We start from the raw sequence: 1,615 nt of genomic DNA, 5'->3' as shown, positions 1-1,615 counted from the left end.
GTCTTAGACGGCGAACGCCGAGCCCTTTTGATCAGCAAGTGGAAAGCAGAGGTTCCGACACGGATTCCGAAACTGTCCCGAATGGCATCCAAAGGGAACTTGAGGCTTTGTCGGGCGCCGTGAAGCTTCTGGCCCAACAAGCACCAACTGACGCCAAGCAGTAACCATGGGCTGGTTTTTCGACAAGTTCCATAAGCTATATTATATCATTACCTCGTGTAGCCGCAAAGTTGAAGTGTCCTGTTTCTGCAAAGTTGGAATGTCACACTCCCCGCGTCTGAACGACGTCTGGGAGATTGCGGATGGGACTGATTGCGATGAGCGAGCGTGATCTGCAGAGGATCGAGATTTTGTCGAAAGTCATCGCCGGCCGGATGACATTGGTGTCGGCGGCGCATGTGCTTGATTTGAGCGAGCGCCAGGTGCGCCGGCTGTTGTATCGGATCCGCACTGGTGGTGCGGCGTCGATCCGGCACAAGGCGATCGGCCGGCCGTCGAACAACCGGATCAGCGATGGTGTTCGGGATTACGCGGTGACGCTGGTTCGTGAACGCTATGCAGACTTCGGACCAACCTTGGCGGCCGAGAAGCTTTCCGAGCGAGATGGATTGCGGGTGTCGCGCGAGACGTTGCGCGGCTGGATGACGGAGGCCGGACTTTGGCTGTCGCGCAAGCAGCGCCGGACGTTTCACCAGCCGCGGCTACGGCGCGAGGCTTATGGCGAGCTGGTGCAGATCGACGGCTCCGAGCATCGCTGGTTTGAAGATCGCGGACCGCCGTGCTCGCTGCTGGTGTTTGTCGATGATGCGACTGGCAGATTGATGCAGTTGCGCTTTGTACGATCGGAGAGCACGTTCACCTATTTCGACGCGCTCGAACTTTACTTGAAGGAGCATGGCGCTCCGATCGCCTTTTATTCCGACAAGCATACGGTGTTCCGGGTGGCGAAGAAGGACGCCAAGGGTGGCCAGGGCATGACCCAGTTCGGCCGTGCGCTCTCGGAACTAAGCATCGAGATTCTTTGCGCAAATTCGAGTCAGGCCAAGGGTCGTGTCGAACGGATGAACCGGACGCTGCAGGATCGGCTGGTCAAGGAATTACGGCTGGCTCATATCTGCGACATGGAGACTGGCAACGCGTTTTTGCCTGGCTTCATGGAGTACTACAATGCCCGGTTTGCGATTGTCCCTGCCCGGTCGGAAGACCTGCACCGGCCGATAAATCTGGCGCCGGAACGGCTGGGCGAGATTCTGTGCAAACGCGAGCAGCGCTATGTCGGATCGCAGTTGACGTTTTCGTTTGAGCGCAAGCGGATCATGTTGGAGGAGAGCGAAGTGACGCGCGGTTTAGCTGGTCGCTATGTCGAGACCTACGCCTATGCCGACGGTCGATTGGATGTGCGGTGGAAGGGGCATTCCCTGCCCTACAGGACGTTCGATAAGGACCAGCGGGTGACGCATGCGGCGATCACCGAGAACAAGCGGCTCGGTGACGTTCTGGCCTATATCAAAGAGCGCCAGAATCAGCAGACAAGGCCGAAGGTCAAGAGTAACAGTGAGAAGAATGGCTACACGCCACGGGGCCGAAAGCCAGGCCGCAAGACAGACTTCATGAA

General features: G+C 57.9%; 1 protein-coding gene. It reads left to right on the top strand.

Annotated elements, in window-relative coordinates; translation table 11 throughout:
- Nucleotides 1–302 precede the first annotated feature (302 nt).
- The coding region (locus AC1D35_RS35985; RefSeq protein ID WP_477942769.1) for an ISNCY family transposase at nt 303–1,615 on the top strand (1,313 nt) is incomplete at its 3' end.

Source organism: Rhizobium sp. P1_E6 (genome assembly GCF_056405875.1).
The sequence above is the reverse complement of the archived record's forward strand: the minus strand, read 5'-3'. Positions and strand labels throughout refer to the sequence as shown.